This window comes from Variovorax sp. UMC13 (assembly GCF_014170375.1).
Taxonomy (GTDB): domain Bacteria; phylum Pseudomonadota; class Gammaproteobacteria; order Burkholderiales; family Burkholderiaceae_C; genus Variovorax.
Genome location: NZ_LZZW01000012.1, coordinates 270,473 through 294,626, shown reverse-complemented (window position 1 = coordinate 294,626; position 24,154 = coordinate 270,473). Strand labels below are relative to the sequence as shown.

The 24,154-nt window shown below is 69.1% G+C and carries 23 protein-coding genes; 20 read left to right on the top strand and 3 right to left on the bottom strand.

Annotated elements, in window-relative coordinates:
- From hslU to A9977_RS09790, 18 genes are all read left to right on the top strand, one after another.
- Window positions 1-1,329 (top strand): ATP-dependent protease ATPase subunit HslU, encoded by a 1,329-nt coding sequence (hslU, locus tag A9977_RS09875; RefSeq protein ID WP_183024651.1) that lies wholly within the window; start codon window positions 1-3, stop codon window positions 1,327-1,329.
- 261 nt (window positions 1,330-1,590) lie between these two features.
- Window positions 1,591-2,022 carry a division/cell wall cluster transcriptional repressor MraZ gene (mraZ, locus tag A9977_RS09870; protein ID WP_183024721.1) on the top strand — a complete coding sequence of 144 codons (432 nt, stop codon included), beginning with the start codon at window positions 1,591-1,593 and terminating at the stop codon, window positions 2,020-2,022.
- A 14-nt stretch (window positions 2,023-2,036) separates the two neighbouring features.
- Window positions 2,037-2,960, top strand: coding sequence for a 16S rRNA (cytosine(1402)-N(4))-methyltransferase RsmH (gene rsmH / locus A9977_RS09865; protein ID WP_183024720.1), 924 nt, complete (start codon window positions 2,037-2,039; stop codon window positions 2,958-2,960).
- A gap of 1 nt (window position 2,961) precedes the next feature.
- On the top strand, window positions 2,962-3,288 hold the full coding sequence (gene ftsL / locus A9977_RS09860) for a cell division protein FtsL (RefSeq protein WP_183024650.1): 327 nt from the start codon (window positions 2,962-2,964) through the stop codon (window positions 3,286-3,288).
- Window positions 3,288-5,042, top strand: coding sequence for a penicillin-binding protein 2 (locus tag A9977_RS09855; RefSeq protein ID WP_183024649.1), 1,755 nt, complete (start codon window positions 3,288-3,290; stop codon window positions 5,040-5,042). Before ftsL ends, A9977_RS09855 begins: the two co-directional genes overlap by 1 nt.
- Window positions 5,042-6,544, top strand: a complete 1,503-nt coding sequence (locus A9977_RS09850) for a UDP-N-acetylmuramoyl-L-alanyl-D-glutamate--2,6-diaminopimelate ligase (RefSeq protein ID WP_183024648.1) — start codon at window positions 5,042-5,044, stop codon at window positions 6,542-6,544. Before A9977_RS09855 ends, A9977_RS09850 begins: the two co-directional genes overlap by 1 nt.
- Window positions 6,541-8,004 carry a UDP-N-acetylmuramoyl-tripeptide--D-alanyl-D-alanine ligase gene (gene murF, locus A9977_RS09845; RefSeq protein ID WP_183024647.1) on the top strand — a complete coding sequence of 488 codons (1,464 nt, stop codon included), beginning with the start codon at window positions 6,541-6,543 and terminating at the stop codon, window positions 8,002-8,004. Before A9977_RS09850 ends, murF begins: the two co-directional genes overlap by 4 nt.
- A 15-nt stretch (window positions 8,005-8,019) precedes the next feature.
- Window positions 8,020-9,198 (top strand): phospho-N-acetylmuramoyl-pentapeptide-transferase, encoded by a 1,179-nt coding sequence (mraY, locus tag A9977_RS09840; RefSeq protein ID WP_183024646.1) that lies wholly within the window; start codon window positions 8,020-8,022, stop codon window positions 9,196-9,198.
- Between the two features lie 7 nt (window positions 9,199-9,205).
- Window positions 9,206-11,281 (top strand): UDP-N-acetylmuramoyl-L-alanine--D-glutamate ligase, encoded by a 2,076-nt coding sequence (gene murD, locus A9977_RS09835; RefSeq protein WP_183024645.1) that lies wholly within the window; start codon window positions 9,206-9,208, stop codon window positions 11,279-11,281.
- A complete protein-coding gene (ftsW, locus tag A9977_RS09830; RefSeq protein WP_183024644.1) occupies window positions 11,278-12,576 on the top strand; it encodes a putative lipid II flippase FtsW in 1,299 nt (432 codons plus the stop codon). The genes murD and ftsW overlap by 4 nt, the downstream gene beginning before the upstream one ends.
- Window positions 12,573-13,658, top strand: coding sequence for an undecaprenyldiphospho-muramoylpentapeptide beta-N-acetylglucosaminyltransferase (murG, locus tag A9977_RS09825; RefSeq protein WP_183024643.1), 1,086 nt, complete (start codon window positions 12,573-12,575; stop codon window positions 13,656-13,658). Before ftsW ends, murG begins: the two co-directional genes overlap by 4 nt.
- Window positions 13,655-15,112: a UDP-N-acetylmuramate--L-alanine ligase gene (murC, locus tag A9977_RS09820; RefSeq protein WP_183024642.1), complete on the top strand. Its 1,458-nt coding sequence runs from the start codon at window positions 13,655-13,657 to the stop codon at window positions 15,110-15,112. The genes murG and murC overlap by 4 nt, the downstream gene beginning before the upstream one ends.
- The gene (locus tag A9977_RS09815) at window positions 15,109-16,092 is read left to right on the top strand and encodes a D-alanine--D-alanine ligase (protein ID WP_310936107.1); all 984 of its coding nucleotides are present in this window, start codon (window positions 15,109-15,111) and stop codon (window positions 16,090-16,092) included. The genes murC and A9977_RS09815 overlap by 4 nt, the downstream gene beginning before the upstream one ends.
- Window positions 16,093-16,096: 4 nt before the next feature.
- Window positions 16,097-16,879 carry a cell division protein FtsQ/DivIB gene (locus tag A9977_RS09810; RefSeq protein ID WP_183024641.1) on the top strand — a complete coding sequence of 261 codons (783 nt, stop codon included), beginning with the start codon at window positions 16,097-16,099 and terminating at the stop codon, window positions 16,877-16,879.
- A gap of 20 nt (window positions 16,880-16,899) precedes the next feature.
- On the top strand, window positions 16,900-18,129 hold the full coding sequence (ftsA, locus tag A9977_RS09805) for a cell division protein FtsA (RefSeq protein WP_183024640.1): 1,230 nt from the start codon (window positions 16,900-16,902) through the stop codon (window positions 18,127-18,129).
- 163 nt (window positions 18,130-18,292) lie between these two features.
- Window positions 18,293-19,501 (top strand): cell division protein FtsZ, encoded by a 1,209-nt coding sequence (gene ftsZ, locus A9977_RS09800; RefSeq protein WP_183024639.1) that lies wholly within the window; start codon window positions 18,293-18,295, stop codon window positions 19,499-19,501.
- Window positions 19,502-19,694: 193 nt separating this feature from the next.
- Window positions 19,695-20,618, top strand: a complete 924-nt coding sequence (lpxC, locus tag A9977_RS09795; RefSeq protein WP_183024638.1) for a UDP-3-O-acyl-N-acetylglucosamine deacetylase — start codon at window positions 19,695-19,697, stop codon at window positions 20,616-20,618.
- A gap of 18 nt (window positions 20,619-20,636) precedes the next feature.
- Window positions 20,637-20,813: a hypothetical protein gene (locus tag A9977_RS09790; RefSeq protein WP_183024637.1), complete on the top strand. Its 177-nt coding sequence runs from the start codon at window positions 20,637-20,639 to the stop codon at window positions 20,811-20,813.
- Here the strand turns inward: A9977_RS09790 and ruvC are convergent.
- The 3 genes from ruvC to A9977_RS09775 all read right to left on the bottom strand — a co-directional run bounded on the left by ruvC (window position 20,810) and on the right by A9977_RS09775 (window position 23,209).
- On the bottom strand, window positions 20,810-21,358 hold the full coding sequence (gene ruvC, locus A9977_RS09785; RefSeq protein WP_183024636.1) for a crossover junction endodeoxyribonuclease RuvC: 549 nt from the start codon (window positions 21,356-21,358) through the stop codon (window positions 20,810-20,812). The two genes, A9977_RS09790 and ruvC, sit on opposite strands and share 4 nt — an antisense overlap.
- A gap of 154 nt (window positions 21,359-21,512) precedes the next feature.
- Window positions 21,513-22,565 carry a phosphatidate cytidylyltransferase gene (locus tag A9977_RS09780; RefSeq protein WP_183024635.1) on the bottom strand — a complete coding sequence of 351 codons (1,053 nt, stop codon included), beginning with the start codon at window positions 22,563-22,565 and terminating at the stop codon, window positions 21,513-21,515.
- Window positions 22,562-23,209: a lysophospholipid acyltransferase family protein gene (locus tag A9977_RS09775; RefSeq protein ID WP_183024634.1), complete on the bottom strand. Its 648-nt coding sequence runs from the start codon at window positions 23,207-23,209 to the stop codon at window positions 22,562-22,564. The genes A9977_RS09780 and A9977_RS09775 overlap by 4 nt, the downstream gene beginning before the upstream one ends.
- Between A9977_RS09775 and A9977_RS09770 the strand changes: the two genes are divergently transcribed.
- Complete coding sequence (locus tag A9977_RS09770) at window positions 23,208-23,642, top strand: DUF2809 domain-containing protein (protein WP_405054677.1); 435 nt, start codon at window positions 23,208-23,210, stop codon at window positions 23,640-23,642. The two genes, A9977_RS09775 and A9977_RS09770, sit on opposite strands and share 2 nt — an antisense overlap.
- Window positions 23,639-24,151, top strand: a complete 513-nt coding sequence (locus A9977_RS09765) for a GNAT family N-acetyltransferase (protein ID WP_183024632.1) — start codon at window positions 23,639-23,641, stop codon at window positions 24,149-24,151. Before A9977_RS09770 ends, A9977_RS09765 begins: the two co-directional genes overlap by 4 nt.
- The last annotated feature ends 3 nt before the right edge of the window (window positions 24,152-24,154 follow it).

Below are 24,154 nucleotides of genomic sequence, written 5' to 3'. Positions count from 1 at the left end.
ATGTCCATGACCCCGCAGGAGATCGTCTCCGAACTCGACAACCACATCGTCGGCCAGCCGGACGCCAAGCGCGCCGTGGCCATCGCGCTGCGCAACCGCTGGCGCCGCCAGCAGGTCGAGGGCGCGCTGCGCCACGAGATCACGCCCAAGAACATCCTGATGATCGGCCCGACCGGCGTCGGCAAGACCGAGATCGCGCGCCGCCTGGCCCGCCTGGCCGATGCGCCCTTCATCAAGGTCGAGGCCACCAAGTTCACCGAGGTCGGCTACGTCGGCAAGGACGTCGACGCGATCATCCGCGACCTGGCCGAGATCGCCGTCAAGCAGACGCGCGAGAAGGAAAGCACCAAGGTGCGCATGCGCGCCGAGGACGCGGCCGAAGAGCGCATCCTCGACGTGCTGCTGCCGCCGGCGCGCGGTGCCGACGGTGGCGCCACCGCCCTGGACGCGCCCAACCCCACCCGCCAGGCCTTCCGCAAGAAGCTGCGCGAGCACGAACTCGACGACAAGGAGATCGAACTCGATCTGGCCGAAACCCGCACGCCGCTCGAAATCATGGGCCCAGCCGGCATGGAGGAGATGACCGAGCAGTTGCGCGGCATGTTCGGCCAGATGGGGGGCGGGCAGCGCAAGACGCGCAAGCTCAAGATCGCCGAGGCGATGCGCCTCCTGATCGACGAGGAGGCCGGCAAGCTGGTCAACGAGGAAGAGATCCGCGCGCAGGCGATTGCCAACGCCGAGCAGAATGGCATCGTGTTCATCGACGAGATCGACAAGGTCGCGACCCGCGCCGAGGCCCAGGGCAGCGACGTGTCGCGCCAGGGCGTGCAGCGCGACCTGCTGCCGCTGGTCGAGGGCACGGCCGTGAGCACCAAGTACGGCGTGGTGCGCACCGACCACATCCTGTTCATCGCCAGCGGCGCCTTCCACGTGAGCAAGCCCAGCGACCTGATCCCCGAGCTGCAGGGCCGCTTCCCGATCCGCGTCGAGCTGCAGTCGCTCTCGGTGGCCGACTTCGAGGCCATCCTCACGCAGACCCGCGCCTCGCTGGTCAAGCAGTACCAGGCCCTGCTGGCCACCGAAGGCGTGACCATCGACTTCGCGCCCGAGGGCATCACGCGGCTGGCGAGCATCGCCTTCGAGGTCAACGAGCGCACCGAGAACATCGGTGCACGCCGGCTGTCGACGGTGATGGAGCGCCTGCTCGACGAGATCAGCTTCGACGCTGCCAAGCTGTCGGGGCAGACCGTGCGCATCGACGCGGCCTACGTCGATCAGCGGCTGGCGGCACTAAGTCACGACGAAGACCTGTCGCGTTTCATCCTTTGAGGCGGGCCGCGACGGCGCATGGCTTCACGCAACACATTCACTGCGTGAGCTAAGTGCTTCATTTGCAACGGAATTCGCGGTTTCCGAAGGTTCGGAAACCGCGCTAAGTCGTTGATTCCATTACAAAAAATACTCGCGACGCCTGATTGCACGCCTGAACTTTGCTGCTACAGTGGAAAAAAGTGCAGTTAAGTGGGAAAAAGTGTCGGTTTGTACCTCGTCGAGGTGCCCGCGCTGTCCCATCACAAGGGTTTCGTGGCCGTGTTTCAAGGCGCTTCATCGCTGAGTCTGGATGCCAAGGGTCGCCTTTCCGTGCCGACCCGGCATCGTGACGTGCTGGCCGCAACGGCCGGCGGTCAACTCACGATCACACGTCACCCGCACGGCTGCCTGATGGTCTTTCCGCGCCCCGCCTGGGAGCAGTTCCGCGAACGCATCGCCGCGATGTCGCTCAAGGACCAGTGGCTCAAGCGCCTGTTCCTGGGCAACGCGATGGACGTCGACATGGACGGCACCGGCCGCGTGCTGGTGTCGCCCGAGCTGCGTGCCGCGGCCAACATCTCGCGCGACGCGCTGCTGCTGGGCATGGGCAGCCACTTCGAGCTGTGGGACAAGGCCACGCACGATGCCAAGGAGGCCGAAGCCATCCAGGCCGGTCTCGCTTCGGAGTCCTTCCAGGACCTCGCCTTCTGATGACGAGTACCGCCTTGGACACTTCATGGACCCACACCACCGTCTTGCTGGATGAAGCGGTCGACGCACTGACCGCCGACCGGCCGGACGCACTCGGTGGCACCTTCGTGGATGCCACCTTCGGCCGCGGGGGGCACACCCGGCGGCTGCTGGAAAAACTGGCGCCGGAGGGCCGGCTCATCGCGTTCGACAAGGACGCGGAAGCGGTGGCCGAAGCAGCGCGCATCACCGATGCGCGTTTTTCGATCCGGCACCAGGGTTTCAAGGATCTGGGGGAGCTGCCGCCGCGCAGCGTGACCGGCTTGCTCATGGATTTGGGCATCAGCTCTCCGCAGATCGACAACCCCGCACGGGGTTTTTCTTTTCGTTTCGACGGCCCGCTCGACATGCGCATGGACACCACGCGCGGCGAAAGCGTGGCCGACTGGCTGGCGACGGCCGAAACTCAGCAGATTGCAGAGGTGATTCGTGACTATGGCGAAGAACGGTTTGCTGTTCAGATTGCAAAGGCGATTGATGCTCGCCGACAAGAACGGGGCCCAATTTCAACCACCACCGAGCTGGCCGAGCTCGTGGCTGGCGCGGTCAAAACCCGCGAGCAGGGCCAGAACCCTGCAACGCGCACATTTCAGGCTCTTCGGATTTTCATCAACGCCGAGCTTGAAGAGCTGCAACAAGCGCTAGAGGCCAGCCTCTCGGTGCTCGAACCCGGCGGGCGGCTGGCGGTGATCGCCTTCCATTCGCTGGAAGACCGCATCGTCAAGCAGTTCATCGCGACCCACTCGAAGGAGGTCTACGACCGCCGCGCGCCCTTCGCGGCGCCCAAGGTGATGAAGCTGCGCGCGCTGGGCCGGGTGCGGCCGTCGGCGGCCGAGGTGGCGGGCAACCCGCGCTCGCGCAGCGCGATCCTGCGGATCGCCGAACGCACCGAGGCCTGACATGGCGCGGCTCAACGTGCTCCTGCTGATGGCCGTGATGGCGACCGCGCTGTTCCTCGTGCACACGCAGTACCGCTCGCGCCTGCTGTTCACCGAGCTCGACCGCGCCAACACCGAGGCGCGCCGGCTCGAGGTCGACGGCGACCGGCTGCAGGTCGAGAAGCGGGCCCAGGCCACGCCGCTGCGGGTCGAGAAGCTGGCCAAGGAGCAGCTCAAGATGCGCACCACCACGCCGGCGATCACGCAGTACGTGCGTCCCGACGGCACGGTGATCCCGCCGATCCCGGCGCCCCCACCGGCGCCGGCACCGGCGCGAAGGGGCGGCTGATGGCCCGCAACAGCCGCAGCGTCCAGTACACGACCAGCCCCTTGCTCGCGAGCAAGACGCCGGTCTGGCGCAGCAAGTTCATCGTGGCCGCGATCGCGCTCGGCTTCGTGGTGCTGGCCGCCCGCGCCACCTACGTGCAGGTGATCGGCAACGACTTCTTCCAGCGCCAGGGCGAGGTGCGCTTCGCGCGCACGCTCGAGCTCCCGGCCAACCGCGGCCGCATTCTCGACCGCAACGGCCTGCTGCTCGCGTCGAGCGTGGTCGCGCCCAGCATCTGGGCCATCCCGGAAGACGTGGAGCGCAACGACCCCGAGGTGCGCGCCAAGCTCAGGCAGGTGGCCAAGCTGCTGGGCATGGCGCAGAAGGATTTCGACAAGAAGCTCGAGGACGAGGACAAGACCTTCGTCTGGATCCAGCGCCAGGTCGATGCGCCCATCGCCAAGCAGATCGCCGACCTCAACCTCAAGGGCATCTACCAGCGCAAGGAATACAAGCGCCAGTACCCCGAAGGCGAGGCCGCCGCGCACGTGGTCGGCTTCACCAACGTGGAAGACCACGGCCAGGAAGGCATCGAACTGGCCTTCGACAAGGAGCTGGCCGGCAAGGCCGGCTCGCGCCGCGTGATCAAGGACCGGCTGGGCCGCGTGGTCGAGGGCGTGGGCGAGACCGTGCCGCCGCTCGACGGCAAGGACATCCAGCTCAGCGTCGACAGCAAGGTGCAGTTCTTCGCCTACCAGAAGCTGCGCGACGCGGTGATCGCGCGCAAGGCCAAGGCCGGCAGCGTGGTGGTGCTCGATGCCATCACCGGCGAGGTGCTGGCGCTGGCCAACTACCCGAGCTATGTGCCCGACAAGCGCCAGAACCTGACCGGCGAACAGCTGCGCAACCGCGCCATCACCGACACCTTCGAGCCCGGCTCGACCATGAAGCCGATCACCGTGGGCATGGCGCTCGAGGCCGGCCGCGTCAAGCCGTCGACCATCATCGACACCGCCCCCGGCCGCTACCAGATCGGCGGCTTCACCATCAGCGACACGCACAACTACGGCGCGCTGACGGTCGAGGGTGTGATCCAGAAGTCCAGCAACGTCGGTGCGCTCAAGATCGCGCAGAAGATGACGCCCCACGAGATGTGGGACACCTACACCGCCCTCGGCTACGGCCAGAAGCCGCAGATCCAGTTCCCCGGCGCCGTCACGGGCCGGCTGCGGCCCTGGAAGAACTGGAAGCCGGTCGAGCAGGCCACCATGGCCTACGGCTACGGCCTGTCGGCCTCGCTGTTTCAGATGGCACATTCGTACACCTCCTTCGCGCACGACGGCAGCATCATCCCGGTGACCATGCTCAAGAGTTCGGAGCCGGCCGTCGGCGTGCGCGTGTTCTCGGCCGAGAACGCGCACGCGGTGCGCAAGATGCTGCAGATGGCCGCGGGCCCTGGCGGCACCGGCCAGCTGGCGCAGACCGTGGGCTATTCCGTCGGCGGCAAGTCCGGCACCGCGCACAAGCAGGTCGGCAAGGGCTACGCCAGCAACAAGTACCGCGCCTGGTTCACCGGCATGGCGCCGATCGAGACGCCGCGCATCATCGTCGGCGTGATGATCGACGAGCCCGGCGACGGCCGCTACTTCGGCGGCATCGCCGCCGCCCCGGTGTTCAGCGAAGTGGTGCAGCAGACGCTGCGCATGATGAATGTGGCACCCGACCTGGCCGTGAAGCCGCTGGTCCTGACCAAGGGCGTCGACGAGAGTTTCTAATGGACGACGACATCCTTCTTTCCAGCCCCAACGAAGCCGCGCACTGGCTGCGTTCGTGCGTGCCGGGCGACCTGCATGCCGACAGCCGCCGCGTGGGCGACGGAGATGCCTTCATCGCCTGGCCCGGCGCCGCCACCGACGGCCGCGCCCACGTGGCCGCGGCGCTGGCGCAGGGCGCGGTGGCCTGCCTGGTCGAGCGCGAGGGCGTCGAGGCCTTCGGCTTCGAACACGAGGGCATCGCGTCCTTCGCCGGCCTCAAGGCCGCCACCGGCCCGATCGCTTCCTCCTTCTACGGCCAGCCCTCGAGCCAGATCCCGCTGATCGCCGTCACCGGCACCAACGGCAAGACCTCGACCGCCTGGTGGCTGGCCGAGGCGCTGTCGCAGCGCCCCGGCCAGGGGCCCTGCGCGCTGGTCGGCACGCTGGGCATCGGCGTGCCGCCCGACATGGTCCACACCGGCCTGACCACGCCCGACCCGGTGATGCTGCAGCGCGAGCTGCGCGGCTTCGTGGCGCGCGGCTTCAGCGCCTGTGCCATCGAGGCCTCGTCGATCGGCATCGCCGAGCGCCGCCTCGACGGCTGCGAGATCCGCGTCGCGGTGTTCACCAATTTCACGCAGGACCACCTCGACTACCACGGCGACATGGACGCCTACTGGGAAGCCAAGGCCGAGCTGTTCCGCTGGCCGGGCCTGGGCGCGGCGGTGGTCAACATCGACGACCTGCACGGCGCGAGCCTGGTGGCCCAGCTGATCGACCGCGGCACCGGCGCGCTCGACATCTGGACCACCTCCGCCGACGGCGGTGCCGCGCGGCTGATGGCTCAGAACATCCATCACGGCGCCGAAGGCCTGTCCTTCGAGGTGGTCGAGCAGGGCGCGGCACCGCAGTCGCTCGCCACGCAACTCATCGGCCAGTACAACGTGGCCAACCTGCTGGGCGTGATCGGTGCGCTGCGCGCGCTGGGCATGACGCTGGCCGAGGCGGTCGACGCCTGCCGCGGCCTGCACAGCGTGCCCGGCCGCATGGAGCGCATCGCGCTGCCGGGCCGGCCGCTGGCGGTGGTCGACTACGCCCACACGCCCGATGCGCTCGACAAGGCGCTGGCCGGGCTGCAGCCGCTGGCCGCGCAGCGCGGCGGCAAGCTCTGGTGCGTGTTCGGCTGCGGCGGCGACCGCGATGCGACCAAGCGGCCGATGATGGCCGCCGTGGCCGAGCGCCAGGCCGACCGCGTGGTGCTGACCAGCGACAACCCGCGCAGCGAGAAGCCGGCTGCCATCCTGAGCCAGATCCTGCTGGGCCTGTCGCGGCCCGAAGCCGCGCAGGTCGAGCCCGACCGCGCCGCGGCCATCGCCGCCACGCTGGCCCAGGCCGCACCCGAAGACGTGGTGCTGATCGCCGGCAAGGGCCACGAGGCCTGGCAGGAGATCGCGGGCGAGCGCATCGCCTTCTCCGACCGCGTGCATGCGATCGACGCGCTGAGCGCGAGGAGTGCCGCATGACGCAGGGCGCCACCCTGATGACGCTGGGCCAACTGCTGGCCTGGGTGCCCGAGGCGCGCCTGGTGGGCGACCCCGCCACGCCGATCGCGCGCGTGCACACCGACAGCCGCACGCTGCAGCCGGGCGACCTGTTCGTCGCGCTCAAGGGCGAGCGCTTCGACGCCAACGCTTTCCTGGCCGACGCCCGCGCGAGCGGCGCGGTCGCGGCCATCGCCCACGGCGGCCTGCGCGAAGCCGGCCTGGCGGGCCTCGAAGTGCCCGACACGCTGCGCGCCCTGGGCGCGGTCGCGGCCGGTTGGCGCGCCCAGTTCGCACTGCCGCTGGTGGCCGTGACCGGCAGCAACGGCAAGACCACCGTCACGCAGATGATCGCGGCGGTCGTGCAGGCCGCCTCGGGCGAGCGCGCCTTCGCCACCGTCGGCAACTTCAACAACGAGATCGGCCTGCCGCTCACGCTGATGCGGCTGCGCCCGCAGCACCAGCTGGCGGTGGTCGAGCTGGGCATGAACCACCCGGGCGAGATCGCGCGGCTGGCCGCCATCGCCAAGCCCACCATCGCGCTGGTCAACAACGCGCAGCGCGAGCACCAGGAGTTCATGCGCACCGTCGAGGCGGTGGCGCTGGAGAACGCGGCCGTGTTCTCGGCACTGCCCGACAACGGCACCGCGGTGTTCCCGGCCGACGACGACTTCACGCCGCTGTGGAACGAGATCGCCCGCGAAGGCGGAACGCGCCGCTGCATGACCTTCGGCGACACGCCCGATGCCGACATCTCGCTGGGCGGCGCCACCTGGGCGCATGGCGCCTGGCAGGTCGAGGTGCGCACGCCGCTCGGCGCCTTCCACACGACGCTGCGCATCGCCGGGCGCCACAACGTGATCAATGCGCTGGCCGCCACGGCCTGCGCGCTGGCCACCGGTGTCTCGATCGAGAAGATCGCCGAAGGCCTGGCGGCTTTCGAGCCGGTCAAGGGCCGCTCGCGCGCGCTCGAACTGCCGATGGCCGACGGCCGCACGCTGGTGCTGATCGACGACAGCTACAACGCCAACCCCGACTCCGTGCGCGCCGCCATCGACGTGCTGGCCGCGCTGCCCGGCCCGCGCCTGCTGGTGCTGGGCGACATGGCCGAGGTGGGCGATCAATCCGAGGGCTTCCACGCCGAGGTCGGTGCCTGGGCGCGCGAGCAGGGCATCGAGGTGCTGTTCGCGCTGGGCGAGGCCACGGCGCACAGCGTCGCGGCCTTCGACGACACGCGCCAGCGCCGCGATGGCCGGCACTTCGCCGACATCGACGCGCTGCAGGCCGCGGTGCGAGAACAGCTGCCACGGACCGCCAGCGTGCTGGTCAAGGGCTCGCGCTCCATGCGCATGGAACGGGTGGTGCAGGCCGTGACGGCCGCCGCCGTGCAGCCCGAATCGATAGACGACAACAACAACAAGGAGGCCGGTCATGCCGCATGAACCGCGCAACACCCCATGCTGATGAGCCTGGCCCAATGGCTGCAGACGCTGTCGCCCGAACTCGGGTTCCTGCGCGTCTTCCAGTACCTGACCTTCCGCGCGCTGATGGCCGCGACCACCGCGCTGCTGATCGGCCTGGCGGTCGGCCCCTACGCGATCCGCCGCCTGACCGCCCTCAAGATCGGCCAGCCGGTGCGCGGCTACGGCATGGAAACGCACCTGAGCAAGAGCGGCACGCCCACCATGGGCGGCGTGCTGGTGCTGTTCTCGATCGCCTTCGCCACCCTGATGTGGTTCGACCTGAGCAACCGCTTCGTCTGGATCGTGCTGTGGGTCACGCTGGGCTTCGGCGCCATCGGCTGGGTCGACGACTGGCGCAAGGTGGTGCGCAAGGACCCCGAGGGCATGCGCTCGCGCGAGAAGTACCTGTGGCAGTCGCTGGTCGGCCTGGTGGCCGGCTTCTACCTGCTGTTCAGCATCTCCGAGAGCTCCAACTGGCGCGTGCTGGAACTGTTCGGCGCCTGGGTGCGCTCGGGCTTCGCGCTCGAGTTCTCGCCCAAGATCAACCTGCTGGTGCCCTTCTTCAAGGAGATCAGCTACCCGCTGGGCGGCATCGGCTTCGTGATCCTGACCTACCTGGTGATCGTGGGCGCGAGCAATGCGGTGAACCTCACCGACGGGCTCGACGGCCTGGCGATCATGCCGGTGGTGATGGTCGGCTCGGCGCTGGGCGTGTTCGCCTACGTCACCGGCAGCTCGGTGTATTCGAAGTACCTGCTGTTCCCGCACATCCCCGGCTCGGGCGAGCTGCTGGTGTTCTGCTCGGCCATGGCCGGCGCGGGCCTGGCCTTCCTGTGGTTCAACACGCACCCGGCGCAGGTCTTCATGGGCGACGTCGGCGCGCTGGCGCTGGGCGGCGCACTGGGCACCATCGCGGTCATCGTGCGCCAGGAGATCGTGTTCTTCGTGATGGGCGGCATCTTCGTGGTCGAGGCGATCTCGGTGATGGCGCAGGTCATGTACTTCAAGTACACCAAGAAGCGCTTCGGCGAAGGCCGGCGCATTCTCAAGATGGCGCCGCTGCACCATCACTTCGAGAAGAGCGGCTGGCGCGAGACCCAGGTCGTGGTGCGCTTCTGGATCATCACGATGCTGCTGTGCCTCGTGGGCCTGTCGACGCTGAAGCTGCGGTAACGAGACCATGCGGCATCTGAAAGACCTCCCCGTCCTCGTCCTCGGCCTTGGTGCGTCTGGGCTGGCGATGGCGCGCTGGTGCGCGCGCCACGGCGCGCGGGTCACGGTGGCCGACACGCGCGAAGCGCCGGCGCTGCTCGGCCGGCTGCAGGCCGAATGGCCCGACGTGGCCTTCGTCGGCGGTCCGCTGAGCGCCGCGCTGATCGAGGGCACTTCTGTGCGCGCCGTGTACTGCTCGCCCGGCCTGACGCCCGCCACGCTGGCCCCGGTGGTCGATGCGGCGCGCGCGGTCGGCCTGCCGGTGGGCGGCGAACTCGACCTGTTCGCGCGCGCGCTGAGCGACCTGCGCACGGTCGAACTGCCGCCGGTGGTGGCCGAGCCCGAAGCCGAGCCCGACGCCCAGATGCAGATCGAGATGGCGCCGCAGACGATCGAAGAACCGGCCGCCGCCGAGGCGGTGCCGGAAGCGCCGGCGCCTGCCGAAGCGCCGGAGGCCGTGGTGCCGCCGTCCGAGTCGGCATCGGTCGAGGCGGTCCTGCCGACCGAAGCGATCGAAGCGGAAGCCGTCGAGCCCGAACCGGCCGCCACGCCGAGCGCGATGGCCGAGAGCGCGCCGCGCGATCCGTCGACCCATGTGGCGGTGGCGCAGCCCGAAGAAGCCGAGCCGGCCGATGCCGCCGCGACCGAGGCGCAGGCCGTGCCCGCCGCCGCGGTCGCGCCCGCCGCAGCCCTTCGCCAGCCGACCGCCGGCCAGCCCTACGTTCCCAGCGCCGCCAAGGAGGCGGCCGAGTTCGTCGCCCGCATCGCCGAACTGGCGGTCTCGAACCCGGCTTCGGCCGCGGTCGAGGAAGCCGCGCCGGTGGCCGAAGCGCCGCCGGTCGTCGAGGTCGCCGTGCCCAAGGGCTACGAGCCCGCGGTGCTGGCCATCACCGGCACCAACGGCAAGACCACCGTCACCGCGCTCACCGGCCAGCTGGTCGAGCGCGCCGGCAAGACCGTGGCCGTGGCCGGCAACATCGGCCCGACCCTGCTCGACACGCTGAGCGCGCACCTCGATGCCGACACGCTGCCCGAGGTCTGGGTGCTCGAACTCTCCAGCTTCCAGCTCGACGGCGTGCAGGGCTTCGAGCCCACGGCCGCGACCGTGCTCAACCTCACGCAGGACCATCTGGACTGGCACGGCGACATGGCGGCGTATGCCGGCGCCAAGCAGCGCATCTTCGGCGCGCGCGGCCTGATGATCCTCAACCGCGACGACGCCGGCGTGATGGCGATGCTGCCGCCGCCGGTGCGCGTCAAGCTGCAGCGCCCGCAGATCCGCACCCATATCACCTTCGGCGCCGGCCTGCCGCTGCGGCCCTCCGACTTCGGCATCGAACGCGTCAACGGCATGACCTGGCTGGTGCGCGCGCTCGAGGCCGACGAAACCATCAAGCGCAAGCGCGGCGCGGCGGCGCAGGAAGAGGACATCATCCTGCAGCGCCTGATGCCCGCCGATGCGCTGCGCATCCGCGGCCAGCACAACGCGCTCAACGCGCTGGCCGCGCTCGCGCTGGCCAGCGCCGCCGGCTGCCCGCTGGGCCCGATGCTCTACGGCCTGCGCGAGTACCAGGGCGAGCCGCACCGCGTCGAGTCGGTCGCGATCCTCGACCAGGTCGAATACTTCGACGACAGCAAGGGCACCAACGTGGGCGCCACCGTGGCCGCGCTGGGCGGCCTCGGCGCCGAGCGCCGCGTGGTCGCGATCCTGGGCGGCGACGGCAAGGGCCAGGACTTCACGCCGCTGGCCGCGCCGGTGCGCCAGTTCGCGCGCGCGGTGGTGCTGATCGGGCGCGACGCGCCGGTGATCGAGGCCGCGCTGGCCGACACCGGCGTCACGATCGTGCACGCCGAGTCGATGGAACAGGCCGTGCAGCTGGCCGCGCGCCGCGCCCATCCGGGCGACGCGGTGCTGCTGTCGCCGGCCTGCGCGAGCTTCGACATGTTCAGGGACTACGGCCACCGCGCCGCGGTGTTCTGCGAAGCGGTGCAGGCCCTGCCCGAGTCGTCCTACGACGGCATCGACGAAGGACATTCGGCATGAACAACGCCAGCGCCGCCACCCCCAACGAAGCGCCGGGCCGCCTCAAGGGCTGGTTCACGCGCGCCGCCAAGAGCGGCATCGACGCCTTGCCGATGCACCTGCCGGTGCGGCTGGGCGGCGGCACCATGTCGCAGACCAAGGCCGCGCCGATGCGCGTGCTGGGCTTCGACCAGGCGCTGCTGTGGGTCACGCTGGCGCTGCTGGCCTGGGGCGCGGTGATGGTCTATTCGGCCTCGATCGCGCTGCCCGACAACCCGCGTTTCGCGCGCGCCGGCTACGGGCCGATGTTTTTCCTCACGCGCCACGTGCTGTTCATCGCGATCGCCTTCGTCGCGGCGCTGCTGGCCTTCCAGATCCCGATGCAGACCTGGGAGCGCATCGCGCCCTGGCTGTTCGTCGTCTCGCTGCTGCTGCTGGTGGCGGTGCTGATCCCGCACATCGGCCGCGTGGTCAACGGCGCGCGTCGCTGGCTGCCGCTGGGCATCATGAACTTCCAACCCTCCGAGCTCGCCAAGCTCGCGATGGTGCTCTATGCCGCCAGCTACATGGTGCGCAAGATGGAGATCAAGGAGCGCTTCTTCCGCGCCGTGCTGCCGATGGGCGTGGCGGTGGTGGTGGTCGGCATGCTGCTGCTGGCCGAGCCCGACATGGGCGCCTTCATGGTGATCGCGGTCATCGCGATGGGCATCCTGTTCCTGGGCGGCGTCAACGCGCGCATGTTCTTCGTGATCGCCACGCTGGTGGTGGCGGCCTTCGCGCTGATCGTGATGACCAGCGAATGGCGGCGCGAGCGGATCTTTGCCTACCTCGACCCCTTCAGCGAAGCGCACGCGCTGGGCAAGGGCTACCAGCTCTCGCACTCGCTGATCGCGATCGGCCGCGGCGAGATCTTCGGCGTCGGGCTGGGCGGCAGCGTCGAGAAGCTGCACTGGCTGCCCGAGGCCCACACCGACTTCCTGCTGGCCGTGCTGGGCGAGGAGTTCGGCCTGATCGGCGTGCTGCTGGTCATCGGCCTGTTCCTCTGGCTCACGCGCCGCATCATGCACATCGGCCGCCAGGCGATCGCGCTCGACCGCGTGTTCTCCGGCCTGGTGGCGCAGGGCATCGGCATCTGGATCGGCTTCCAGTCCTTCATCAACATGGGCGTGAACCTGGGCGCGCTGCCGACCAAGGGCCTGGGCCTGCCGTTGATGAGCTTCGGCGGCTCGGCGATCCTGATGATCTCGATCGCGCTGGCCGTGGTGCTGCGCGTCGACTACGAGAACCGGGTCCTCATGCGTGGGGGGCGTGTATGACGCGCACGGCCCTCGTGATGGCCGGCGGCACCGGCGGCCACATCTTCCCCGGCCTGGCCGTGGCCGAGGCGCTGCGCGCGCGCGGCTGGACCGTGCACTGGCTGGGCGCGCCCGGCAGCATGGAGCAGCAGCTGGTGCCGCCGCGCGGCTTCGCCTTCGAGCCGGTGCAGTTCGGCGGCCTGCGCGGCAAGGGTCCGCTCACGGTGCTGATGCTGCCGGTGCGCCTGCTGCGCGCCTTCGCCCAGAGCGTCGGCGTGCTGCGCCGCGTGAGGCCCGACGTGGTCATCGGCCTGGGCGGCTACATCACCTTCCCCGGCGGCCTGATGAGCGTGCTGCTGGGCAGCCCGCTGGTGCTGCACGAGCAGAACTCGGTCGCGGGCCTGGCCAACAAGGTGCTGGCCAGCGTCGCGAACCGGGTCTTCACCGCCTTCCCGAAGGTGCTGAAGAACGCCGAATGGGTCGGCAACCCGCTGCGCGCGGCCTTCACTTCGCAGCCCGACCCGGTCGTGCGCTTCCTGGGCCGCAGCGGTCCGTTGAAGCTGCTGGTCGTGGGCGGCAGCCTGGGCGCGCGCGCGCTCAACACCATCGTGCCGCAGGCGCTGGCGCGCATCGCGCCCGCCGAGCGGCCGATCGTGCTGCACCAGAGCGGCGCCAAGCAGATCGACGAGCTGCGCGCCAACTATGCGGCCGCCGGCGTCGACGCCGAGCTCACCCCCTTCATCGACGATACGGCCGAGGCCTACGCCACGGCCGACCTTATCGTCGCGCGCGCCGGTGCCAGCACCGTCACCGAAATCGCGGCCGTCGGCGCAGCAGCGCTGTTCGTGCCTTTCCCCTCGGCGGTGGACGACCACCAGACCACCAACGCGCGATTCCTGGTCGACGCGGGTGGCGGCTGGCTCGTCCAGCAGACCGAACTCACTCCCGAATTGCTGGCTGACTTGCTACAGAAAACCGAAAGAACCACCCTGGTGGACAAGGCCTCGAAGGCCAAGACGATGCAGAAGACCGAGGCGGTCGACCTGGTGGTCCGCGCCTGCGAAGAACTGGCCGACAAAAGGAAGAAGGGGAGCCGCGCATGAAGCACGCCATCCGCCACATCCACTTCGTCGGCCTGGGCGGCGCCGGCATGAGCGGCATCGCCGAGGTGCTGTTCAACCTGGGCTACCAGATCTCCGGCTCCGACCTGAGCGACAGCGCCACGCTGCGCCGGCTCGCGGGCCTGGGCATCACCACCTACGTGGGCCATGCCGCGGCCAACATCGCGGGCGCCGATGCGGTCGTGACCTCGACCGCGGTGCAGTCCGAGAACCCCGAGGTGCTGGCCGCGCGCGAGAAGCGCATCCCGGTGGTGCCGCGCGCCATGATGCTGGCCGAGTTGATGCGCCTCAAGCAGGGCATCGCGATCGCCGGCACCCACGGCAAGACCACCACCACCAGCCTGGCGGCCAGCGTGCTGGCCGCGGCCGGGCTCGACCCGACCTTCGTGATCGGCGGCCGGCTCAACAGCGCCGGTGCCAATGCGCAGCTGGGCAGCGGCGACTACATCGTGGTCGAGGCCGACGAATCGGATGCTTCGTTCCTGAACCTGCTGCCGGTGATGGCGGTGGTCACGAACATCGACGCCGACCACATGGAGACCTACGGGCACGACTTCGGCAACCTCAAGAAGGCCTTTGTCGACTTCCTGCACCGCATGCCCTTCTACGGCGTGGCGATCCTGTGCACCGACGACGCCGCGGTGCGCGCCATCGTGCCCGAGGTGACCTGTCCGGTGACCAGCTACGGCTTCAACGAAGAAGCCCAGGTTCGCGCGGTCAACGTGCGCGCGGTGGGCGCGCAGATGCACTTCACCGCGCAGCGCCGCAACGGCGTGACGCTGCCCGACCTGGACATCGTGCTCAACCTGGCGGGCGAGCACAACGTGCTCAACGCGCTGTCGGTGATCGCGATGGCGGTCGAGCTCGGCGTGCCCGACGAAGCCGTGCAGCGCGGCCTGGCCGACTTCAAGGGCGTGGGCCGGCGCTTCCAGAGCTACGGCGACGTGGTGGCGAAGGACGCGGCCACTGCCGGCGCCTTCACGCTGATCGAGGACTACGGCCACCATCCGGTCGAGATGGCGGCCACCATCGCCGCCGCGCGCGGCGCCTTCCCGGGCCGCCGGTTGGTGCTGGCCTTCCAGCCGCACCGCTTCACCCGCACGCGCGACTGCTTCGAGGACTTCGTCAAGGTGCTGGGCACCGCCGACGCAGTGCTGCTGAGCGAGGTCTATGCGGCCGGCGAGGCGCCGATCGTGGCCGCCGACGGCCGGGCCCTGACGCGCGCATTGCGCGTGGCCGGCAAGGTCGAGCCGGTGTTCGTCGACGAGATCGGCGCGATGGCGCAGGCCATCCTGGACAACGCCCGTGCGGGCGATGTCGTGGTCTGCATGGGCGCCGGCTCGATCGGCGCGGTGCCGGGCCGGGTGGTCGAGCTGGGCGGCGCGGCCGCTTCGCCGAAGACGGTTTCTTTCACCTCCGAGGGGCGTGCACTGTGAGCACACCATCCATTCCCACTTCTTCCGTTTCCTCCCTGGGCAAGGTCGCCGTGCTGTTCGGCGGCACCTCGGCCGAGCGCGACATCTCCATCCTCTCGGGCACCGGCGTGCTGGAGGCGCTGCGCGCGCGCGGCGTCGACGCCCATGCCTTCGACCCGGCCGAACGCGAGCTGGTCGAGCTCAAGCGCGAAGGCTTCGCGCGCTGCTTCATCGCGCTGCACGGCCGTCACGGCGAAGACGGCACGGTGCAGGGCGCGCTCGAGCTGCTCGGCATCCCCTACACCGGCTCGGGCGTGATGGCCTCGAGCGTGGCGATGGACAAGGTCATGACCAAGCGCATCTGGGTGGCCGACGGCCTGCCCACGCCCAAGTACGTGCGCCTGGCGGCCGACCAGCAGAGCCGCGAGCAGGTCCGCGTGGTGCCCGACCTGCTGGGCCTGCCGCTGATCGTCAAGCCGCCGCGCGAGGGTTCGTCCATCGGCGTGACCAAGGTGCAGGGCTACTCCGAGATGCAGGACGCGGTCACCTTGTCGGCGAAGTACGACGCCGACGTGCTGTGCGAGGAATTCATCGAGGGCGAGGAAGTCACCTGCGCGGTGCTGGGCCACGGCCTCGACGCGCAGGCGTTGCCGGTGGTGCGCATCGCCGCGCCCGAAGGCGCCTACGACTACCAGAACAAGTACTTCACCGACGACGTGAAGTACCACTGCCCGAGCGGCCTGCCCGAGGCCGAGGAACGCGAGATCCAGCGCATCGCGCTGGCCGCCTACCGCACGCTGGGCTGCCGCGGCTGGGGCCGTGCGGACGTGATGATCCGCGCCAGCGACCGCAAGCCCTTCCTGCTCGAGATGAACACCTCGCCCGGCATGACCACCCATTCGCTGGTGCCGATGTCGGCGCGCGCGGTGGGCATCGCCTACGAGGACCTGTGCGTGCGCGTTCTGGCTTCGGCCGCACTCGATTCGGAAGGCAAGGTCTAGCCCCATGGCCACCACCGCCCCCGTCCCCTTCGACGTCAAGCTGATGAACTTCACGGCCACGCTGGTGTTCGTGTCGTTCGCGCTGGTGTTGCTGGCGGCGGGCGCGTGGTGGGTGCTGCGGCAGCCCTTCTTCCCGATCGCCGGCCTCAAGGTCGACGGCGAGGTCACGCACAACAACGCGGTCACCCTGCGCGCCAACGTGGCGCCGCAGCTGGCCGGCAACTTCTTCACTGTCGACCTGGCGCGCGCGCGCACGGCTTTCGAATCGGTGCCGTGGGTGCGCAAGGCGGTGGTGCGGCGCGAGTTTCCGAACCGGCTGCGCGCCACGCTGACCGAGCACGTGCCGGTCGCGCACTGGGGCGACGAGACGGCCTCGAAGATGGTCAATGGCTTCGGCGAAGTGTTCGAAGCCAACACGGCCGAGGTCGACGACGACCTGCCGCGCCTCGACGGTCCGATCGAGCAGGCCAGCCAAGTGCTGGGCATGTACCGGCTGCTGGCGCCGCTGTTCAAGCCCTACGACCTGACGGTCGAGGAACTGGGCCTGTCGAGCCGCGGCAGCTGGCATGTGCTGCTGGACAACGGCGCCACGGTCGAGCTCGGCCGTGGACGCAGCGAAGAGGTGGTGGTGCGCACCGAGCGTTTCCTGCGCACCGTGAAGCAGGTGGCGGCGCAGTACGGGCGCACCGTGGCCTCGGTGGAGGGCGCGGACTTGCGTCACAACGAGGGTTATGCGCTGCGCATGCGCGGCGTCACCACGGTCGTCACCGACCCCAAGAAGAAATAAGCGAATACCGAGGACATTTCATGCCCAAAGAATACAAAGACCTGGTTGTCGGCCTCGACATCGGCACCGCCAAGGTGATGGTGGTGGTGGCCGAGGTGCTGCCCAACGGCGAGCTCAAGCTCGCGGGCCTGGGGGTGGCACCGAGCAACGGCCTGAAGCGCGGCGTGGTGGTGAACATCGACGCCACCGTGCAGAGCATCCAGCAGGCCCTGAAGGAGGCCGAGCTGATGGCCGACTGCAAGATCGGGCGGGTCTACACCGGCATCACCGGCAGCCACATCCGCGGCATCAATTCCAGCGGCATGGTGGCGGTCAAGGACAAGGAAGTCACGCCGGCCGACGTGGCCCGCGTGGTCGAGACCGCGCGCGCGATCAACATCTCGAGCGACCAGCGCCTGCTGCTGGTCGAACCGCAGGAGTTCGTGATCGACGGCCAGGACGTCAAGGAACCGATCGGCATGAGCGGCATGCGCCTCGAAGCCAAGGTGCACATCGTGACCGGCGCCCAGAGCGCGGCCGAGAACATCATCAAGTGCGTGCGCCGCTGCGGCCTCGAGGTCGACCAGCTGATGCTGAACCCGCTGGCCTCGAGCCAGGCGGTGCTGACCGAGGACGAGCGCGAACTGGGCGTGTGCCTGGTCGACATCGGCGCCGGCACCACCGACGTGGCGATCTTCACCAACGGCGCGATCCGCCACACCGCGGTGATCCCGATCGCGGGCGACCTGATCACCAGCGACATCGCGATGGCGCTGCGCACCCCGACCAAGGACGCCGAGGACATCAAGGTCGAGAACGGCTACGCCAAGCAGCTGCTGGCCGACCCCGACACCCAGGTGGAAGTGCCGGGTCTGGGCGACCGCGGCCCGCGCATGCTGAGCAAGCAGGCGCTGGCCGGCGTGATCGAGCCGCGCATCGAGGAGATCTTCTCGCTGGTGCAGCAGGTGATCCGCGAGTCCGGCTACGAGGAAGTGCTGTCGTCGGGCATCGTGCTGACCGGCGGCAGCGCCGTGATGCCGGGCATGGTCGAACTGGGCGAGGACATCTTCCTCAAGCCGGTGCGCCGCGGCATCCCCAAATATGCGAGCGCGCTGTCCGACATGGTGGCCCAGCCCCGTGCCGCGACCGTGATGGGCCTGCTCGAGGAAGCCCGCTTTGCCCGCATGCGCGGCTACAAGGTGGCCCAGAAAAACGGTTCGGTGAAGACGGCCTTCGGCCGCTTCAAGGACTTCATCGTGGGGAACTTCTGACATGACGCATTACCCACTGTGGCTGGCGCGCGGAAGCCCCCCTCGTCATTTCAATGAGCGATGGCGACGCACCGGGCCGCCCTCATGACACGCATCCGGTGAACGACAAGAAAAATTCATTGAAACAACAGCAACTGCAGCAGCAAGAAATTAGGAGTTCCAAATGGCCATCGAAATGATCGAAATGGAAGAGTTCAACCAAGGCACCCAGATCAAGGTGATCGGCGTCGGCGGCGGCGGCGGCAACGCGGTCGCGCACATGATCGAGCGCGGCGTGCAGGGCGTGCAGTTCTCCTGCGCGAACACCGATGCGCAGGCGCTGTCGCGCAGCAACGCGCCCAAGCTGATCCAGCTGGGCAACAACGGCCTGGGCGCCGGCGGCAAGCCGGACAAGGGCCGTGAAGCGGCCGAGCTGGCGGTGGACGAGATCCGCGCGGCCATCGACGGCGCGCACATGCTGTTCATCACCGCCGGCATGGGCGGCGGCACCGGCACCGGCGCGGCCCCCGTGATCGCGCGCATCGCCAAGGAAATGGGCATCCTGACCGTGGGCGTGGTGACCAAGCCCTTCGACTGGGAAGGCGGCAAGCGCATGACCAACGCCGACAGCGGCCTGGCCGAGCTCGAAGCCAACGTCGACTCGCTGATCGTGATCCTGAACGAGAAGCTGCTCGAAGTGCTGGGCGAGGACGTGACGCAGGCGGAAGCCTTCGCGCACGCCAACGACGTGCTGAAGAACGCCGTCGGCGGCATCTCGGAAATCATCAACGAGTACGGCGGCGTGAACGTCGACTTCGAAGACGTGCGCACCGTGATGGGCGAACCCGGCAAGGCCATGATGGGCACGGCCGCGGCCAGCGGCCCGGACCGCGCGCGCATCGCCGCCGAACAGGCCGTGGCCTGCCCGCTGCTCGAAGGCATCGACCTCTCTGGCGCCAAGGGCGTGCTGGTGCTGGTGACCGCGTCGAAGGGCTCGCTGAAGCTGTCGGAATCGAAGCTGGCGATGAACACCATCCGCGCCTACGCTTCGCCCGACGCGCACGTGATCTACGGCGCCGCCTACGACGAGAACCTGGGCGACGAGATGCGCGTGACGGTGGTCGCCACCGGCCTGTCGCGCGCCGACGCACGCCGCCAGGCGCCGCTGCTGGAAGTGATCCGCACCGGCACCGACAACATCCCGTTCAATGTGCCGACCATGGGTGGCATGGGCCACGCCGGCGCGCACGGCCAGCCCAACTACGAAGGCATGGCGGTGCCCAGCGTGTGGCGCACCAACCGCACGATGGCCGCGGCCAAGGTCGACGCGCTGTCTTCGGGCGGCATGGACGACTTCGAGATCCCCGCCTTCCTGCGCCGCCAAGCGGATTGATGGCGCATAAAGCTACTGCGCGACCCGATCGCGCGGCTGTGGTGCTCACCGTACCGAAGTACGGCTCCGCTCCTCGCCGCACGTTCGGGCCGCTCGCTACGCTTTCTGCACCATCAATCTCCTGGCGGTCGCTATGGGCAAGATAGTCTGGAGCGTGGCCCGCGGGGAACGGCGCGCTCTTAAAATCACGTCCGTGCTGCAACAAAGAACCCTCAAGTCCATCACCCGCGCCGTCGGCGTGGGGCTGCACAGCGGGCAGCGGGTCGAGCTCACGCTGCGGCCTTCGGCGCCGGACACGGGCATCGTGTTCCGCCGCGTCGACCTGCCCGAACCCGTTTCCATTCCGATGACGGCCGAGGCCGTCACCGACACGCGCCTCGCGTCGACCGTCTCCAACGGCGGCGCCAAGGTGCAGACCATCGAGCACCTGATGTCGGCCTGCGCGGGCCTGGGCATCGACAACCTGCTGATCGACATCACGGCCGACGAGGTACCGATCCTCGACGGCTCCGCCTCTTCCTTCGTGTTCCTGCTGCAGAGCGCGGGCATCGCGCTGCAGAACGCACCGCGGCGCTTCATCAAGCTGTTGAAGCCCGTGGAAGTGCGCGAAGGCGAGGGCGCCAACGCCAAGTGGGCACGGCTGGAGCCCTACCACGGCTTCAAGCTGAGCTTCGAGATCGACTTCGACCACCGGGTGGTCGATTCGACCGGCCAGCGCGTCGAGTTCGACCTGGGGCTGGGTTCCTACAGCCGTGACATCGCGCGCGCACGCACCTTCGGCTTCACCAAGGAAGTCGAGTACATGCGCAGCAAGGGCCTGGCCCTGGGCGGCGGGCTCGACAACGCGATCGTGATGGACGACACCAAGGTGCTGAACGTCGGCGGCCTGCGTTACGACGATGAATTCGTTAAGCACAAGATCCTCGACGCGATGGGCGACCTCTACGTGGTCGGTCGTCCGCTGCTGGCCGCCTACAGCGCCTTCCGCTCGGGCCATGCGATGAACAATCAGCTGCTGCGCGAGCTGCTGGCGCACCCCGACGCCTTCGAGATCGTCACCTTCGACGACGAGAAGCGCGCGCCGGCCGGTTTCGCCGAAGTCGCGCGCGCCTGGTAACGCAGGCGCCGACGACCGATGCTGCTGTTCCGCTGGGCCATCCTGCTGCTGTTACTGATCGCCGGTGTGTCCTTCGCGTTCTACGCGGGCACCGGGCAGATGAAGTACCGCCGCTTCGGCTGGATCGTGCTGAAGTGGACGCTGCTCGCGGCCTTCGGCTTCTTCGCGGTGCTGATCGCCGAGCGCGTCGCCTAGCGCGTCCGTCCCTGCCGGTACATCCCGCTGGTGCTGCGCGCCAGTGCCGAAGCCTCGCCCAGCCGCGCCATCGAACTGCCCACGTGCGCATGCGTGATCGCAATGCCCAGCGCGTCGGCCGCGTCGCTGCCGGGCAGGCCCGGCAGGTCGAGCAGGCGCTTGACCATCTCCTGCACCTGCGCCTTGGCCGCCTGGCCGTGGCCCGCGACCGCGCGCTTCATCTGCAGCGCCGTGTACTCGGCCACCGGCAGGTCGTGCGACACCAGCGCGGTCAGGCAGGCGCCGCGGGCCTGGCCCAGCAGCAGCGTGGACTGCGGGTTCACGTTGACGAACACGATCTCGACCGCCGAGGTGGTCGGCTGGTAGCGCGCCACGATCTCGCCGATGCCGTCGAACAGCACCTTGAGCCGCGCCGGCAGGTTGCCGCGCTCGAGCTTGCTGGTGCTGATGGTGCCGCTGGCCACGTAGCGCAGCGCATGGCCGTCGAGGTCCACCACGCCGAAGCCGGTGGTCTGCAGGCCGGGGTCGATGCCTAGGATGCGCATGGTTCGCGGGAAGCGGACTTCCGGACGCAGAAGACGCGAAAGTCTCGCAGAGGTCGCAGAAGACAACCCGGGAATCTGAATCCGGATTCTTTGGACGTTTGTTCTGCGGAACCTTTGCGTCCTCTGCGTCCGGTTCCCGCATCCGGTCTCGTGTTCATACGCCGAAGTACCAGCGCACCGAATGGAAGAAGATCGGCGCCGCGAAGCACAGCGCATCGACCCGGTCGAGCAGGCCGTTGGCGCCCGTCACGCCCACGCCCTTGGGTCCCCAGTTGGGGATGCCGCGGTCGCGCTTGAGCGCCTTCATCACCAGGTGGCCCATCGAGCCCGCCACGCAGGCGATCAGCGCCATGGCCAGGGCCTGGCCGAACTTGAAGGGCGTGATGAAGGACATCAGCGCGCCCACCACACTCGCGATCGCCATGCCCACGCCCCAGCTGGTCCAGTTGAAGCTGCGGCTCACGTTGGGCGCGAAGGGCGCGCGGCCCAGCAGGCGCTGGAGCCGGCCGCGCAGGCCGGTGGGCTGCGGCGCATCGGCCGCCAGAGGGGCGAACTGGCGCGCGATCAGGTGCTGCACCACCATGCAGGTCTGGACCACGAACACCAGGAAGAAGACCAGGAAGGCGCTCTTGCCCTCGTAGCCCGGGAAGCTCAGCAGCAGCAGCGCCGGCACATGGCTCATGCCGTAGACGCAGACCGTGATGCCCCACTGCAGCTTGGCGTTGCGCTCGAGGAAGTGGCTGGGGTCGTTGGCCAGCGCGCTCACCACCGGGATGGCGATGAAGACGTAGACCGGGATGAAGACCGTGAACAGGTCGAAGCGCGCCGTGCCCACCAGCACGAACTGGATCGGCAGCACCACGAAGAAGGCCAGGATCAGGCTGCGGTGGTCGCCCCGGCGCGTGGGCGAGAGCGTGATGAACTCGCGCAGCGCGAAGAAGGAGATGATCGCGAACAGCACGGTCGCCACGCTGGGCCCCAGCGCCCAGCCGATCCAGAACACGACCACCATGAACCAGGTGGTGTTGAGCAGCGCGCGGAAGTCGTTGAATTCGCGCAGCCAGGCCTCGCCATGCGCGGCGTTGCGCCGCTCGCGGAAGCCGACCAGCAGGGTCGCGATGCTGATCACGGTCAGCAGGCCGAACACGATCACGAAGAGCGCGGCCACCTGCTGGGTGGGCGTGAGGTTGCGAAGGAAGGCGTTCATACGTTGCGCAGTGCGACCACCGCTTCGCGCGCGCGGTCCAGGAAGGCCCGGCGCTCCTCGTCGGCGCCCAGCGCGATGGGCGCGCCGAAGGTCACCGAGCACAGGATCGGCACCGGCACGATCTCGCCCTTGGGCATCACGCGCTGCACGTTGTCGATCCAGGCCGGCACCAGCACCACCTCGGGGAACATCTGGGCCAGCGTGTAGAGGCCCGACTTGAACTTCTGCGGCTCGCCGGTGTGGCCGCGCGTGCCTTCGGGAAAGATGATGATCGAGTCGCCGCTCCTGAGCGCCTCGATCAACGGCATGAGCGGCGCCATCGGGTCGGGCGCGGGGGCGCCGTCCTCGGCCGGTGCGGGCGTGCCGCCGCGCTCCACATAGATCGCGTTGAACACCTCGGTGGTGATCCAGCGCTTCATCGGCGTGTTGGCCCAGTAGTCGCGTGCCGCGATCGGGCGCGTGATGCTGCGCAGTTCCTCGGGCAGCGCGGCCCAGATCATCACCAGGTCGAGGTGGCTCTGGTGGTTGGCGAAGTAGATGCGCTGCTCGGCCTTGGGCGGGCAGCCCCACCAGCGTGCCTGTGCCCCGGTGAGCAAACGCACCACGCCCAGCAAGACCCATCCCAGCAACTTCGCGGCAAACATGGAGGCGATGATACGGGGCATGACATCGCCATCCCTCGACCGGCCCGCCGCGGCCTGGCGCTTCGATCCACGCGCGGGCCTCGCGGCGCTGGTCCTGTTCATCCTGCTCGCGCTGCTGGCCACCGTGGGCGCGCGCGCCGGCTGGCTGCGCAGCTTCTTCGGCGACGTGCTGGCCGTCGCCTGGCTCTACTTCGTCTTCAAGACCGTGGTGGCCGCGCGGCGCTGGCCACTCGCGCTGGCGGCCTTCGGCAGTGGCTGCCTGCTGGAGCTGGGCCAGTACCTGGCCAAGCTCTGGCACTGGCAGATCCCGAACCCGGTGCTGCGCATCCTGCTGGGCAGCACGCCGGACTGGCTCGACGTGCTGGCCTATGCGATCGGCGGCGCGGCGGTGCTGTGGATCGACGTGGTTTTCTTCAAAGGACAGAAGCGATGACCTGGCAGATCGATGCGGCGACGGCCGCCGACATTCCCGTGCTGACCGAGTTGATCCTCACGCACGGCCCCAACGTCTGGAACTGGCTGCCGCCCGACGAGGTGGCGGCCCATCTGGCGCAGATCGCGACCGGCGAGGTCGGCGCCGTGGTGGCGCGCGAGGGCGACGGGGTGCGGGGCGTGGTCACCTTCTGCCGCACGACGCACTTTGCGCGCTACCAATCCGAGGACCGGCGCGACGCGGTGCATGGCTACGTCTGCGAAGCCGCGGTGCACCGCGAGGGCGTGGGCCGCGGCATCGGTGCCGCCCTGCTCACTGCTGCGCTGGGCGTGCTCGAAGCGCAAGGCCTGCGCGAGGTCTACATCGATCGCCACGAGGAGAACGCGGCCTCTGCCGGCATGATGCGCAAGGCCGGCTTCAGCGTGATCGACACCTTCGCCGAGCCGGCGCGCCGGCCCCATGGCTCGGGGCGCACCGCCGTCTCGCGCATCGTGTTCGAGCGCGCCTGACGC

Bases quoted from the DNA above. Each gene is read 5' to 3' on its own strand.
- hslU (WP_183024651.1), top strand. From the start codon at position 1: ATGTCCATGACCCCGCAGGAGATCGTCTCCGAACTCGACAACCACATC.
- A9977_RS09780 (WP_183024635.1), bottom strand. From the start codon at position 22,565: ATGAACGCCTTCCTTCGCAACCTCACGCCCACCCAGCAGGTGGCCGCG.
- ftsA (WP_183024640.1), top strand. From the start codon at position 16,900: ATGCCCAAAGAATACAAAGACCTGGTTGTCGGCCTCGACATCGGCACC.
- ftsL (WP_183024650.1), top strand. From the start codon at position 2,962: ATGGCGCGGCTCAACGTGCTCCTGCTGATGGCCGTGATGGCGACCGCG.
- A9977_RS09790 (WP_183024637.1), top strand. From the start codon at position 20,637: ATGCTGCTGTTCCGCTGGGCCATCCTGCTGCTGTTACTGATCGCCGGT.
- murF (WP_183024647.1), top strand. From the start codon at position 6,541: ATGACGCAGGGCGCCACCCTGATGACGCTGGGCCAACTGCTGGCCTGG.
- A9977_RS09855 (WP_183024649.1), top strand. From the start codon at position 3,288: ATGGCCCGCAACAGCCGCAGCGTCCAGTACACGACCAGCCCCTTGCTC.
- mraY (WP_183024646.1), top strand. From the start codon at position 8,020: ATGCTGATGAGCCTGGCCCAATGGCTGCAGACGCTGTCGCCCGAACTC.
- murD (WP_183024645.1), top strand. From the start codon at position 9,206: ATGCGGCATCTGAAAGACCTCCCCGTCCTCGTCCTCGGCCTTGGTGCG.
- ftsZ (WP_183024639.1), top strand. From the start codon at position 18,293: ATGGCCATCGAAATGATCGAAATGGAAGAGTTCAACCAAGGCACCCAG.
- A9977_RS09765 (WP_183024632.1), top strand. From the start codon at position 23,639: ATGACCTGGCAGATCGATGCGGCGACGGCCGCCGACATTCCCGTGCTG.
- A9977_RS09850 (WP_183024648.1), top strand. From the start codon at position 5,042: ATGGACGACGACATCCTTCTTTCCAGCCCCAACGAAGCCGCGCACTGG.
- A9977_RS09810 (WP_183024641.1), top strand. From the start codon at position 16,097: ATGGCCACCACCGCCCCCGTCCCCTTCGACGTCAAGCTGATGAACTTC.
- ruvC (WP_183024636.1), bottom strand. From the start codon at position 21,358: ATGCGCATCCTAGGCATCGACCCCGGCCTGCAGACCACCGGCTTCGGC.
- murG (WP_183024643.1), top strand. From the start codon at position 12,573: ATGACGCGCACGGCCCTCGTGATGGCCGGCGGCACCGGCGGCCACATC.
- A9977_RS09775 (WP_183024634.1), bottom strand. From the start codon at position 23,209: ATGTTTGCCGCGAAGTTGCTGGGATGGGTCTTGCTGGGCGTGGTGCGT.
- ftsW (WP_183024644.1), top strand. From the start codon at position 11,278: ATGAACAACGCCAGCGCCGCCACCCCCAACGAAGCGCCGGGCCGCCTC.
- murC (WP_183024642.1), top strand. From the start codon at position 13,655: ATGAAGCACGCCATCCGCCACATCCACTTCGTCGGCCTGGGCGGCGCC.
- A9977_RS09770 (WP_405054677.1), top strand. From the start codon at position 23,208: ATGGAGGCGATGATACGGGGCATGACATCGCCATCCCTCGACCGGCCC.